The 12,908-nt window shown below is 71.6% G+C and carries 9 protein-coding genes; all 9 read left to right on the plus strand.

All coding sequences use genetic code 11. The features are described 5' to 3' along the window. Positions 1-2: 2 nt before the first annotated feature. Genes asnB through OHU34_RS02060 form a run of 9 tightly spaced genes read left to right on the plus strand, consistent with a single transcriptional unit; the run spans position 3 to position 12,906 of the window. Positions 3-1,928 (plus strand): asparagine synthase (glutamine-hydrolyzing), encoded by a 1,926-nt coding sequence (gene asnB, locus OHU34_RS02020; protein ID WP_230196778.1) that lies wholly within the window; start codon positions 3-5, stop codon positions 1,926-1,928. A gap of 33 nt (positions 1,929-1,961) precedes the next feature. After that, positions 1,962-4,157, plus strand: coding sequence for a bi-domain-containing oxidoreductase (locus OHU34_RS02025; RefSeq protein ID WP_405764255.1), 2,196 nt, complete (start codon positions 1,962-1,964; stop codon positions 4,155-4,157). Continuing rightward, positions 4,154-6,157: an alginate lyase family protein gene (locus OHU34_RS02030; protein WP_405764256.1), complete on the plus strand. Its 2,004-nt coding sequence runs from the start codon at positions 4,154-4,156 to the stop codon at positions 6,155-6,157. The genes OHU34_RS02025 and OHU34_RS02030 overlap by 4 nt, the downstream gene beginning before the upstream one ends. 8 nt (positions 6,158-6,165) lie before the next feature. After that, a complete protein-coding gene (locus OHU34_RS02035; RefSeq protein WP_405764258.1) occupies positions 6,166-7,686 on the plus strand; it encodes a right-handed parallel beta-helix repeat-containing protein in 1,521 nt (506 codons plus the stop codon). A 1-nt stretch (position 7,687) separates the two neighbouring features. Continuing rightward, positions 7,688-8,938, plus strand: coding sequence for an O-antigen ligase domain-containing protein (locus tag OHU34_RS02040; RefSeq protein WP_142270477.1), 1,251 nt, complete (start codon positions 7,688-7,690; stop codon positions 8,936-8,938). 2 nt (positions 8,939-8,940) lie between these two features. Further along, positions 8,941-10,215: a glycosyltransferase gene (locus OHU34_RS02045; RefSeq protein ID WP_142270476.1), complete on the plus strand. Its 1,275-nt coding sequence runs from the start codon at positions 8,941-8,943 to the stop codon at positions 10,213-10,215. Further along, the gene (locus OHU34_RS02050; protein ID WP_230196775.1) at positions 10,212-11,447 is read left to right on the plus strand and encodes a class I SAM-dependent methyltransferase; all 1,236 of its coding nucleotides are present in this window, start codon (positions 10,212-10,214) and stop codon (positions 11,445-11,447) included. The genes OHU34_RS02045 and OHU34_RS02050 overlap by 4 nt, the downstream gene beginning before the upstream one ends. After that, positions 11,444-12,262, plus strand: a complete 819-nt coding sequence (locus OHU34_RS02055) for a glucose-1-phosphate cytidylyltransferase (RefSeq protein ID WP_142270474.1) — start codon at positions 11,444-11,446, stop codon at positions 12,260-12,262. The genes OHU34_RS02050 and OHU34_RS02055 overlap by 4 nt, the downstream gene beginning before the upstream one ends. Continuing rightward, positions 12,259-12,906: a PIG-L deacetylase family protein gene (locus tag OHU34_RS02060; RefSeq protein ID WP_142270473.1), complete on the plus strand. Its 648-nt coding sequence runs from the start codon at positions 12,259-12,261 to the stop codon at positions 12,904-12,906. The genes OHU34_RS02055 and OHU34_RS02060 overlap by 4 nt, the downstream gene beginning before the upstream one ends. The last annotated feature ends 2 nt before the right edge of the window (positions 12,907-12,908 follow it).

Consider the following 12,908-nt stretch of genomic DNA (forward strand, 5'->3'; position numbering starts at 1 on the left):
ACATGTGCGGCATCGCAGGAACCTACCGATGGCCGGACGGGAAGATCGTGACCGACCGGCTCACCGAAACCCTCGCCCATCGCGGTCCGGACGGGGCCGGCCGGTACGGCCACCCCCTCGGTGATGGCGAAGTGCACCTCGGACACCGCCGGCTGGCCATCATCGACCTGTCCGAGACCGGCGCCCAGCCGATGGTCTCGGGCGGCCTCGTCCTGACGTACAACGGCGAGCTGTACAACGCTCCCGAGCTGAGGGCCGAGCTGGCAGCCGCCGGGGTGCGCTTCCGTGGTACCTCCGACACCGAGGTGCTGCTGGAGGCCTGGCGGCGCTGGGGCACGGACTGCCTGCCCCGGCTGCGCGGCATGTTCGCGTTCGGGATCTTCGACGAGCGAACCGGTGAGCTGGTGCTCGCCCGCGACCAGCTCGGCATCAAGCCGCTGTTCCTGCTCCGCCGCGGCGAGGGCCTGATGTTCGCCTCCGAGCTGAAGGCGCTCGCCGCCGCGACCGGCGGGTCGCTGGAGGTGGACCACGCTGCGCTGGTGGCCTCGCTGTTGTACTACTGGGTGCCGGACTCGCGGTGCGCGTACCGCGAAGCGGAGAAGCTGCCGCCGGGGAGCTGGCTCCGGTGCCGGCCTGACGGCCGGGTGGAGCGTGGCCGGTTCTGGCAGCTGAAGGACGTCGCCGCCGAGGGGCAGGAGCGGGCCCGCAGCGGCGAACAGCCGGATCTGGCTGCCGTCGTCGAGGAGTCGACGCGCCGCCACCTGCTCTCCGACGTGCCCGTGGCGACCTTCCTCTCCGGCGGGCTGGACTCCAGCTACCTGACCGCGCTCGCGGCCCGCGACCGACCCGGGATCTCCGCCTACACGATCGGGTTCCGTGCCGAGGACGCCAGGTTCGAGGCGATGCCGGACGACCTGCGCTATGCCCGGCAGGTGGCCGAGCGGTTCGGTGTCGACCTGCACGAGATCGAGATCGCCCCGAACGTGCTCGACCTGCTGCCGCAGATGACGTACGCCCTGGACGAACCGATCGGCGACCCCGCCGCGATCAACACGTTCCTCATCTGCTCGGCCGCCCGGGAGGCCGGGGTCAAGGTGATGCTCTCGGGGATGGGGGCCGACGAACTGTTCGCCGGGTACCGCAAGCACCTGGCCAACCTGCTCGCGCTGCGCTACCAGCGCGTCCCGCGGCCCCTGCGGCGCGGCCTGTCCCGGGCCGTGGACCGGCTGCCGGTCGCCACGGCCCGCCGGGGGTACCGGTCGGTGCGCTTCGCGAAGCGGTTCCTCTCCTTCGCCGATCTGCCGGAGGAGACCGCGTTCCGGCGCAGCTACACCATGTACGACCAGGACGAGCTGCTCGCCCTGGTCGATCCCGACCTGGCCGGGACGGTCGACGACGTGCTGACCGAGCATGCGGACACCTACCAGGACAACGAGCTCGACGACTTCGTCAACCGCATGTGCCTGGGCGACGCCCGGATGTTCCTGCCGGGTCTGAACCTCGCCTACACCGACCGGTCGAGCATGGCCGCCTCGACCGAGGTGCGGGTGCCGTACGTGGACGTAGAGGTGGTCAAGGCGGCGTTCGCCTTCCCCGGCGATCGCAAGATCGTCGGACGGCAGGGCAAGGCCGTCCTCAAGGAGGCGGCCGCCTCGGTCCTGCCCCGGGAGATCGTGTACCGGCCCAAGGGCCTGTTCAGTGCCCCGCTGCGCGCCTGGATGAGCCGGGATCTGGCGCCGCTGGTGCGCGAGGTGGTGAACGACGGCGTGCTCGTCGGTTCCGGGCTCCTGCGCCGCGACGCGCTGGCGCGCATGGTCGCCGAGGACGCCGCCGGGCAGCGGGACTTCTCCAAGCATCTGTGGCACGTGCTGACCCTCGAGTACTGGTACCGCGACGCGACCTCACGGGCCGGCCAGAACTCTCACTGACGGCGTAGAGACAGTAGAGACAGAGGACTTCGGGTGAAACAGGTTGTTCAGAACTACAAAAGCGGCGAGCTGGCGGTGCTCGACGTGCCGGTGCCGGGATGCAAGCCGGGCGGGGTGCTGGTCCGCAGCGCCTACTCGCTGATATCCACCGGGACCGAGCTCATGAAGGTGTCCGAGGCCGGCATGTCGATGCTCGGCAAGGCCCGCTCCCGGCCTGACCAGGTCGCCAAGGTGGTGCAGAGCGTGGCCACCAACGGGGTGCCCGCCACCTACCGCAAGGTGATGGGCAAGCTGGACTCCTACACGCCGCTGGGCTACTCGCTGTGCGGGGTGGTCGAGCAGGTCGGCAGCGGGATCGACGATGTGAAGGTCGGCGACCTCGTGGCCTGCGCCGGCAACGAGCACGCGTTGCACGCCGAGCTGAACTGGGTCCCGAAGAACCTCTACGCCCCGGTGCCGGACGGCCTCGCGCCGCGGCACGCGGCCTTCGGCACCGTCGGGTCGATCGCGATGCAGGGTGTCCGCCGCGGCGAGCCGCAACTCGGCGAGGTGGCGCTGGTCATCGGCCTCGGGCTGATCGGGCAGCTGGTGGTGCAGTTGCTGGCCGCCTCGGGAGTCCGCGTCGTCGGGGTCGACCCCGACCCGGTGCGCTGCGAGCTCGCCGAGCGCCTGGGGGCCGCGGCCTGCGGGGATCCCGCGTCCGCGGCCGTGGAGGCCGCCGTCGCCGAACTCACCGGCGGGCACGGCGTGGATCAGGTGTACCTGGCCGCCGGCGGCGGCAGCAACCAGCCCGTCGAGCTGGCCGCCCGGCTCTGCCGGGACCGCGGCCGGGTCGTCGACATCGGCAAGTGCCGCCTGGACCTGCCGTGGAACGCGTACTACGAGAAGGAACTCGACGTCCGGTTCTCGCGCAGTTACGGCCCCGGGCGCTACGACCCGGAGTACGAGCTCGAGGGGCGGGACTACCCGATCGGCTATGTGCGCTGGACCGAGCGCCGCAACCTGGCGTGCTTCCTCGATCTCGTGGCCCGCGGCAGCGTCGACGTGGAGCCCCTGGTCTCCCACGTCGCCGACTTCGACGACGCCGTCGAGACGTACCAGAGCCTGAAGGACGGCGATCTGAAGGCCGTGGCCGTGCTGTTCCGGTACCCCGAGCAGAAGGAGGAGGCGGGGCGGGCGGAGGCCCCCGCGGTGACGGTGCCCGCGGTGCCGCGCGGCGGCAGGGCCTCCGCCCCGGTCCGAGCCGCCAAGGCGCCGGTGCGGCTGGCGTTCGTCGGGGCGGGGAACTACGCGACGTCGATGCTGCTGCCGCACCTGGCACAGCGTGAGGGCGTCGCGTTGTCGACCGTCGTCACCACGACGGCGCTGTCCGCGGCCAACGCGCAGCGAAAGTTCGGCTTCGCCGAGGCGACCACCGATCTCGACGCCGTGCTCGGCGACAAGTCCATCGACGCGGTGTTCGTGGTCACCCGGCACAGCTCGCACGCCGAACTGACCCGCATGGCACTGCTGGCCGGCAAGGCGGTGTTCGTCGAGAAGCCCCTGGCCCTCACCGAGGACGAGCTGGCCGGTGTGCTCGCGGCGGTGGAGGAGTCCGGCAACGACCGGCTGCAGGTGGGCTTCAACCGGCGGTTCTCGCCGCTGTTGCGGGAGGCCGGCAAGCGGTTCGGCACCCGGACCGGCCCGGCGAGCCTTCGCTACCTGGTCAATGCGGGCCGGCTGCAGCACGGCAGCTGGTACCTCCAACAGGGCACCGAGGGCTCGCGGTTCGCCGGTGAGGGCGGACACTTCATCGACACGGCGAGCTGGCTGCTCCAGGCCGACCCGGTCTCGGTGTACGCGGTCGCCGCCTCCGGCAACGAGGACCTGCAGGTCGTGCTGCGCTACCCGGACGGGTCCACCGCCACCATCAGCTACGTCACCACCGGCTCCCCCGGCTTCCCCAAGGAGACGCTGGACCTGGTCGCGGACGGCAAGGTGCTGCGACTCGACGACTTCGTCCGTGCCGCCGTCTACGACAGCAGCCGCAAGCGGTGGGTCAGCTCGCGGCTGCCCAAGGCCCGGGACAAGGGCCAGAACGCCGAGCTGGCCGCGTTCGTCAAGGCCGTGCGGACCGGCGGGCCGATGCCGGTCCCGCTGGAGTCGCTGGTCGCCACCACGGCGGCCACCCTCGCCGTGCAGGCCGGCCTGGCCGGCGGCGCGCCGGTGACGTTGGCGAGAGCGCGATGACCGTGAACTCGGGGAGTCCGGGCTGGTACCTGCGGCGGCTGTCCCGGATGGGACCGCGGGAGGTCGGCGGCCGGGCGGGCGACGCGGTGCGCAGGCGCCGGTGGCGGTCGGCGCGGCCGGACGGTCCGAGCGTCACCGGCGCCCGGTTCACCGCGCTACTGCCCGCGGGGACGATCGGCGCTGTGCCATCGGACGCCGCGAAACGTCTCGTCGCCGAGGCGGACCGGCTGCTGGCCGGGCACGCCGAGTACTTCGGGGTGGACCGCGACGACCTGGCCGACCCGGACTGGTGGTACGACCCGAAGACCGGACGCCGGGCCCCGTGGGGCTACGCCTTCGACGTGCCGTACCGGAACGAGGACGCGGTCGGGGACATCAAGCAGATCTGGGAGCTGTCCCGGCATCAGTACCTCACGGTGCTCGCCGCCGCCTACGCGGTCACCGGCAACGAGCGGTACGCCGAGCGGGTGGCCGAGCACCTGCGGTCGTGGTGGGCGGGCAACGCGCCGCTGCGCGGGGTGCACTGGACGAGCGGCATCGAGCTGGGGATCCGGCTGCTGTCCTGGGTGTGGATCCGCCGGCTGCTCGACGGCTGGCCGGGGGCGGCCGCTCTGTTCGAGGACAACCCGGTGGCACTGCGCCAGATCTGGCACCACCAGCGCTGGCTGGCCGCCTTTCCCAGCCGGGGGTCTTCGGCGAACAACCACGTCGTCGCCGAGGCCGCAGGGCAGTTCGCCGCGGCCTGCGCGTTCGGGTGGTTCCCCTCCTCGGCGCGTTGGCGAGCCGACTCGTTGCGGTCGCTGGAGGTGCAGCTGCGCAACAACACCTTCGACTCCGGCCTCAACCGCGAGCTGGCCACCGAGTACCACGGACTGGTGCTGGAGCTCGGCCTGGCCGCGGTGGCCGAGGCGGATGCCGCCGGTGTGCCGGTGCCCGCGTCGATCCGGCAGGTACTGCTGCGGATGACCGACGCGCTCGCGGCGGTCGTGGACAACCGGTTACGGCCGCCGCGCCAGGGGGACGCGGACGACGGGCACGGTCTGGTCGTGGACGGCGAGGGCACCGACCGCTGGGCCTCGCTGCTGGCCACCGGGGACGCCGTGTTCGGTCGGCTCGCCTGGTGGCCGGCGGTGACCGGCACCGATGTGCGCACCCCGCTGCTGGCCGCGCTCATCCGGCCGTACGCGGAGAACGGAACCGCTCCGGACGTGTCCCGCCCGGAAAGCCGGCCGGCTCATTTCGCCGACGCGGGCATGACCATCCTGCGTGGTCCGGGCGAGATCTGGTGCCGCTGCGACGGTGGTCCGCACGGCTTCCTGTCCATCGCCGCGCATGCCCACGCGGACGCGCTGTCGGTGGAGGTCCGGCACGACGGGGTCGACGTGCTCGCCGACCCGGGGACGTACTGCTACCACGGGCAGCCCGAGTGGCGGCAGTACTTCCGCTCGACCCTCGGCCACAACACCCTGCAACTGGACGGCGGTGACCAGTCCGTCTCCGGCGGCCCGTTCCTGTGGACCCGGCATGCCCGCAGCCGCGTCCTGGCCGTGGACACCTCCGGCACCTCCCCTACCTCCGACACCTCCGACACCTCCGACAGGGGGACGGTCCGCTGGTGCGCCGAGCACGACGGTTACCAGCGCTCCGTACACCGCCGCCGGGTGGAACTGACGGCCGCGAGCCAGGAGTTGAGGGTGGTCGACGAGGTGCGCGGCCCGCGCCGCGCCGTGCGGCTGGCGTTCCACCTCGGCCCGGCGATCGCCGCGGACCTGGTGGGGAACCGGGCCCAGCTCACCTGGATCCGGGACGGCGAGGACCGCTCCGCGGCGCTCGACCTGCCCGGGCAGCTGAGCTGGCGGGCGCATCGCGGCGAGAGCGACCCGCCGCTGGGCTGGTACTCCCCCGGCTTCGGGCGCAAGGAACCCACCACCACGCTGGTCGGCACCGGCTTCGCCGACGGCGCGGCGGGGTTCACCACCGTGCTCAGGTTCCGCGGCTAGGGGGGCGGGTGGGGATCAAGAGGCGGCACTGGGCGTTGGCGGCGGCACCGCTGGCGCTGGCCCTGTTGGCGGCCACCGGCTGTGAGAGCACGTCGGGCGCGCGGCCGAAGCCGACCTCGGCGCCGGCCACGTCCGTGGCCCGGGTGTGTGCCGAGCCCGCGGCCGGGCCGACGAAGGCGCCGGCGGGCGCGGTCACGGTCGACCCCGCGGTGGCCGGTGACCTGGCTGCGAAGACCAAGAGCAGCCCCCCGAACACCACGTTCTGGCTGCGACCGGGCACGCACAGGCTCGGGCCGGACCGCTACGCCCAGGTCATCCCCAAGAAGGGGGACAGCTACCTCGGCGCGCCGGGCGCGGTGCTCGACGGCCGCAAGACCAACCAGTACGCGTTCGGCGGCACCGCTCCCGACGTCACCATCCGCTACCTGACCGTGCAGGGTTTCGTCGCGCCGCACGACGAGGGCGTGGTCAACCACGACTCGGCCGACGGGTGGGTGATCGAGCACGCGACGATCCAGAACAACTCCGGTGCCGGGCTGATGGCCGGTGCCCGCCAGCGGGTCGGCGCCAGCTGCCTGCGCAACAACGGTCAGTACGGCATGAACGCGTACAAGGCCTCCGGGCGTATCAGCGGCCTGGTGGTCGAGGGCAACGAGATCGTGGGCAACAACAGGGACGACTGGGAGCGGCGGCGGCCGGGCTGCGGCTGTACCGGAGGCGTCAAGTTCTGGGCCGTCGACGGCGCCGACATACGCGGCAACTGGGTGCACGACAACCGCGGAGCCGGGTTGTGGGCGGACACCAATAACAACGACTTCCGCATCGAGGACAACCTGATCGAGGCCAACGACGGCGCCGCGCTGATCTACGAGACCAGCTACAACGCGGTCATCAGGAAGAACACGATCCGGCGGAACAACTGGGTCGAGGGCCGCAGGTACGCCGACCGGGGCGACAACTTCCCGTTCGCGACCATCTACCTGTCGGAGTCCGGCGGCGAACCACGGATCCGAGCGCGCACGGACAAGATCGACATCTACCGGAACGTGCTGGAGAACAACTGGTCCGGGATCACCCTGTGGGAAAACGCCGACCGGTTCTGCAACAGCCCCGCCAACACCTCCTCCGGTGACTGCACGTTGCTGGTGAAGAGCACCGACCGCTGCGCACAGCCGGCGATCGCCGCCGCACCGCTCTACGCCGACTGCCGGTGGAAGACCCAGCGGGTGGTCATCCACGGCAACCGCTTCGTGCTGGACAAGTCCGTCTTGGACTGCACGGTGAAGTGCGACCGCATGGCGGTCCTGGCCAACTACGGCACCTATCCGGACTGGTCGCCGTACCAGGGCGAGCGGGTGGCCGAGGCGATCACCCGCGAGCAGCACAACCGCTGGCACGACAACGTCTACCTCGGGCCATGGAAATTCGTCGCCCACGACCCGAGCCGGATACTCGACTCGGTGCAGTGGCAGGGCACGCCGTACCAGCAGGACACGGGCAGCACCTTCCGCGCGCGGGACGGTGGTTGAGATGAGCCCGGACCACACGGACCACACGGACCACACGTCGAAGATCGTCGGGACTGTCTGGGGGCTGCTGATCCTCAACACGCTCGGCTCCGCCGGGGCGAAGACCATCGTCCCGCTGCCGCGCTCGCTCATCCAGATGGTCACCATGGGCGCGCTCGTCGCCGCGTTCGCACTGGCGCTCGCGGTCAATCTCCGGCTGCGCATCCGGGCCAGCGCCTTCGGGTTCCTGCTCACCCTGCTGCTGGTACCGAGCGTGATCTCCAGCGCGGACCTCGAGTCCGGGTTCGGCGCGCTGTTCCGCTGCGCCCGGCTGGCTCTCTTCGTCGGCACGCTGTGGCTGCTCAGCCGCTGGTGGGACGGCGGCCTGACGTTCGTCCGGCACCACATCAGGATGTACTTCGTGGTCCTCGGGTCGGTGGCCGCCGGTGCGATCATCTCACCGGGCGCCGCCATGCCCGAGCTGTACGGCGGGCGGCTGGTGGGCGCGTTGTGGCCGCTCACCCCGCCGCAGATCGGACAGTACGCGGCGGTGATCATCGGGCTCGGCGTGCTGCTCGTTCTGGGCCGCCGGACCGACAGGACCAGCGCGGCCGTGGTCATCGTGCCGGCACTCGTCCTGCTCGCGCTGACCCACACCCGGACGGCCACGCTCGGCCTGCTCATCGGCTTGGCGTTGGCGATCGCCTCGCTCGTCCTGACCAGCGCCGCCGCCCGCCGGTTCTTCGCCTGGGCGGTGCTGTGCGCCGCCGTGGCCGCGGTGGGGTTCGGCTCCGCGCTGCAGGCGTGGTTCCTGCGCGGTCAGAGCCAGGAGAACTTCACCAGCCTCACCGGCCGGGCCAAGGTCTGGCACGCCCTGCTGGCGGCACCCCGCTCGACCTCGGAGTACCTGTTCGGCGAGGGCCTGGGCGACAAGTCGTTCGGCGGGCTGCCGATCGACAACAGCTGGCTGGCCGTCTACCACGAGCAGGGCATGACCGGCGTCGCCCTGGTGGCGGCGATCATCATCGTGCTGGGCGGCGTCGCGTTGCTCCAGCCACCGTCGCTGTCGAGGGCCTGCGCGATCTTTCTGATCAGCTACTGCGCGATCGCGTCGTACACCGAGGCCGGGCTGGGCGACGCCTCGCCGTATCTGCTGCATCTGGCCGTGGCCGCCTCGCTGCTGGCGGCGCCTGCCGCGGCCGCTCCCCTCACGGCGCCCGAAGTCCCCGGACGACGCATCCCGCGAGGGGCCCGAAGATCGGAGGTGACCTGAGCATGCACGTCCTCGTGGTGCACAACCGCTACGCCTCGGCGCAGCCGAGCGGGGAGAACAAGGTCGTCGACCAGGAGGTGGCGCTGCTGCGAGGGGCCGGCCACCGGGTCGATATGTTCGAGCGGCGCAGCGACGACATCGCCGCCCGGTCCCTGCTGGGAAAGGCCGCGATACCGCTCCTCGTGCCGTGGAACCCGGCGGTCCGCGCGGAGCTCGCCGCCCGGCTTCGCACCGAACGGCCGGACGTGGTGCACGTCCACAACGTCTTTCCGCTCCTGTCGCCGGCGGTGCTGGCCGCCTGCGCCGACGCGGGCGTGCCCGCCGTCGCCACGCTGCACAACTACACCCAGGTCTGCCCGCCCGGCACGCTGCAGCGGGACGGCCGGCCGTGCACCGAGTGCGTCGGGTCGTCGCCGCTGCCCGCCGTCCGGCACGGCTGCTACCGCGGCTCCCGGCTGGCGACGGTGCCGCTCGCGGTCAGCCTGTCCGTCAACCGGCGGCGGTGGTGGTCCGGTGTGGAGCGGTTCTTCTGCATCTCCGCGGCACAACGCGACGTCCTCGTGCGGTCCGGTCTGCCGGCCGAGCGGCTGGCGGTGAAGCACAACTTCGTGCCCGACCCGGACGCCCGCCGGTCGGACACCGGCGAGCATCTGCTCTATCTCGGCCGGCTCGCGGAGGCCAAGGGCGTGCGGCTGCTCATGGCCGCGTGGGACGAGATCGCCGCCGGCGGCGGTGTGGGCGTCCCGCTCGTGATCGCCGGAACGGGGCCACTGGAGACAGAGGTGGCCGCATGGGCGGCGGACCGGGACGACGTGCGGTACGTCGGCCTCTATGACGCGGCGGAGTGCCAGAAGGCCATCGCGCGCTCGGTCGCCGTGGTGGCGCCCTCCACCTGGCTGGAGGCGTTCGGCCTGGTGGTCGTGGAGGCGATGGCGGCGGGGGTCCCGGTCGTCGCCGCCGGTCACGGCGCCTTCGTCGAACTCGTCGAGGACGGGGTGACCGGACTGTTGCACCGGCCGGGCGAGTCCGCGTCGCTCGCGTCCTGCATACGCCGGATCGCGGCCGGACAGGACCGCAACCGGGAGATGGGCCAGGCGGCCCGGCGCCGTTACGAGCAGGGGTTCAGCCCAGCCGTCGGCCTCGAGCGCCTGGTGGAGGGGTACCGCTCCGCGATCGCGGGTCGGTCCGGCGGCGGGGACAGCCCGCCGCCGACAGGGGAAAAGATCACTGGCTCGCGGTGGGGTCACCCGCGCGAGCGGGATGGGGGCAGTAGATGACACGATGCCGACTCTGCGGCTCGGCGGCGCTGGAGAGCGTCGTCGATCTCGGGGCGACTCCGCCGTGCGAGAGCTTTCTCGCCGCGGACCAACTGGACCGGCCGGAGCCGACGTACCCGCTGCACCTGCGGGTCTGCACCGACTGCTGGCTCGCGCAGATACCTCCGCTCATCACGCCGGAGGAGACCTTCACGCAGTACGCGTACTTCTCCTCCTACTCGACCTCCTGGGTGGAGCACGCGCGCACGTTCGTCACCGACACCCTGCGGCGGCTGGGTCTGGGCACCGACGCCTTCGTGGTCGAGGTCGCGAGCAACGACGGGTACCTGCTGAGGCATGTGGTGGACCGCGGGATCCGCTGCCTCGGCATCGAGCCCTCGGTGAACGTCGGGGCGGCGGCGCGGGACGCCGGTGTGCCCACGCGCACGGACTTCCTGGACCCGGCCACCGGCGCCGACGTCCGCGCCGAACACGGCCCGGCGGACCTGGTCGTGGCCAACAACGTGTACGCGCACATCCCCGACGTCGTCGGGTTCACCCAGGGGCTGCGCGCCCTGGTCGCCGACGACGGCTGGGTCTCCATCGAGGTGCAGCACCTGCTGACCCTGATCGAGGAGAACCAGTACGACACGATCTACCACGAGCACTTCCAGTACTACACGGTCGCGTCCGCGGCCCGGGCGCTGGCGAGCGGCGGACTCACGCTCGTGGACGTCGAGCTGCTGCCCACGCACGGCGGCTCCATCCGGCTGTGGGCCCGGCCGGCCGAGGTGGCCGGCGAGCCGACCGGGCGGGTGGCCGACGTGCTGGCCCGGGAGAAGGCCGCCGGGCTGCAGGAGCTGTCCGGGTACACCGAGTTCTCCGCTCGGGTGGCCAAGGTGCGCCGGGATCTGCTGCGGTTCCTCATCGAGGCGGCCGAGCGCGGCGAGACGGTCGTCGGCTACGGCGCCCCGGGCAAGGGCAACACCCTGCTCAACCACTGCGGCATCCGGCCCGACCTGCTCCCGTACACGGTCGACCGCAACCCCTACAAGCACGGCAGGTTCACCCCGGGCACCCGCATCCCGATCCTGTCGCCCGAGCAGATAGCCGCCGACGAACCGGACTACGTCCTCGTCCTGCCGTGGAACCTGCGGGCCGAGCTGGTCGAGCAGTTGTCCTTCGTGCACGACTGGGGCGGCCGACTGGTCTTTCCCATACCGGAACTGAGCATTGTCGAGGTCAAGGCATGAAGGTCGTTCTCTTCTGCGGCGGCTACGGGATGCGGATGCGCAACGGTGCCTCCGACGACGTGCCCAAGCCGATGGCGATGGTCGGCCCGCGACCGCTGATCTGGCATGTCATGCGCTACTACGCGCACTTCGGGCACACGGAGTTCATCCTGTGCCTCGGGTACGGGGCTCACCACATCAAGAACTTCTTCCTCAACTACGAGGAGACGACGTCCAACGACTTCGTGCTGCGCAAGGGGCAGACCGAGTTGCTGTCCACCGACATCGCCTCCTGGACGATCACGTTCGCGCAGACCGGCATCGAGTCGCCGATCGGCGAGCGGCTGCGCCGGGTGCGGCACCACCTGGACGGCGACGAGATGTTCCTCGCCAACTACGCCGACGTGCTCACCGATGCCCCGCTGCCGGAGATGATCGACCGGTTCGCCCGGCGCGACGCCGGTGCGTCGATGATGGTGGTGCCGCCGCAGTCCTCGTTCCACTGCGTGGACCTGGGCGAGGACGGCCTGGTGGGGGGCATCACCGCGGTGAGCGAACTGCCGCTGTGGGAGAACGGCGGCTACTTCGTGCTCCGCCAGGAGATTTTCGACCACATCCCGGAGAACGGGGACCTGGTCGCCGACGGATGCGGCCAACTGGCCAAGCGCGGGCGGCTGGTGGCGCACCAGCACCGCGGCTTCTGGAAGCCGACCGACACCGTGAAGGAGCGGGCCGCGCTCGACGACGCCTACGCCCGGGGCGACCGGCCGTGGGCCGTGTGGGAACGCGACGGCGCGGGGGCGAGCGCGACCGGCGGCTCCGGAGCGAGGGCGTGATCCGGCTCGGGGCCGGGCGCCTGGACCGGATCGTCGCGGTGGGCGCGCACTGCGACGACATCGCCATCGGCGCCGGCGGCACGCTGCTGACGCTGTGCCTCGCGCACCCGGGTGTCCGGGTCGACGCGTTGGTGCTCTCCGGCGGTGGCGGTGAGCGCGAGCTGGAGGAGCAGGCCGCGCTCACCGCCTTCTGTCCGGGCGCCGACCTGCGGCTGACGGTGCACAAGCTGCCGGACGGCCGGCTGCCCGCGCGCTGGGAGGAGGCCAAGGCGGCGGTCGAGGAACTGCGCGGGCAGACCGAGCCGGATCTCGTGCTGGCCCCGCGCACCGATGACGCGCACCAGGACCACCGCGGTCTGGCGAAGTTGATACCGACCGCGTTCCGTGACCACCTCGTGCTCGGCTACGAGATCGTCAAGTGGGACGGCGATCTCGGCCGTCCGACGGCGTACCAGCCGCTGTCGCCGGAGATCGCCGAACAGAAGGTGCGGCTGCTGCAGGAGCACTACCCCTCGCAGCGGCACCGGCCCTGGTACGACCGGGAGGCCTTCCTCGGTCTGGCCCGGATCCGCGGTATCGAATGCCACGCGCGCTACGCCGAGGCGTTCACCGTCAACAAACTCACTCTCGACCTGGGGGAATGAAC

This window comes from Streptomyces sp. NBC_00080 (genome assembly GCF_045041255.1).
GTDB lineage: Bacteria > Actinomycetota > Actinomycetes > Streptomycetales > Streptomycetaceae > Streptomyces > Streptomyces coriariae.

Excerpts from the sequence above, each read along its gene's own strand:
- OHU34_RS02050 (WP_230196775.1), top strand. The coding sequence starts at position 10,212 with ATGACACGATGCCGACTCTGCGGCTCGGCGGCGCTGGAGAGCGTCGTC.
- OHU34_RS02045 (WP_142270476.1), top strand. The coding sequence starts at position 8,941 with ATGCACGTCCTCGTGGTGCACAACCGCTACGCCTCGGCGCAGCCGAGC.
- OHU34_RS02055 (WP_142270474.1), top strand. The coding sequence starts at position 11,444 with ATGAAGGTCGTTCTCTTCTGCGGCGGCTACGGGATGCGGATGCGCAAC.
- OHU34_RS02030 (WP_405764256.1), top strand. The coding sequence starts at position 4,154 with ATGACCGTGAACTCGGGGAGTCCGGGCTGGTACCTGCGGCGGCTGTCC.
- asnB (WP_230196778.1), top strand. The coding sequence starts at position 3 with ATGTGCGGCATCGCAGGAACCTACCGATGGCCGGACGGGAAGATCGTG.
- OHU34_RS02040 (WP_142270477.1), top strand. The coding sequence starts at position 7,688 with ATGAGCCCGGACCACACGGACCACACGGACCACACGTCGAAGATCGTC.